Annotated in this window: 1 pseudogene; it reads right to left on the reverse strand. The window is 28.7% G+C overall.

The features are described 5' to 3' along the window. Positions 1-52 precede the first annotated feature (52 nt). Positions 53-211 (reverse strand): annotated as a pseudogene (locus tag AC23MC_RS16465) (transposase); the annotation flags it as partial. Positions 212-289: the final 78 nt, after the last annotated feature.

Raw genomic sequence — 289 nt, forward strand, 5'->3', positions numbered from 1 at the left:
GTTTTTTGCCCGCTTCTAAAAACTCTTTGTTCCATTTGTAAAACTGGGATTAATTAATGGAATACTTTCGGCATAATTCTGAAACAGACATTTCTGATAGTAAAGCTTCCAAAACAATTTGAATTTTTTGTTCAGAACTAAAGATTCTTCGTGTATTTCTACGTATGTCTTTAATGAAATTCTCAGCTGTTTTTTTCTTAGGTGTTTTCATACTATTTCAAATTTAATAATTTTTGAAAACACTCTCTTAGTTTTGAATTAAATCAGTCCACTTTATGCTGACGATTTA

It is taken from the genome of Flavobacterium sp. T50_26 (genome assembly GCF_057652995.1).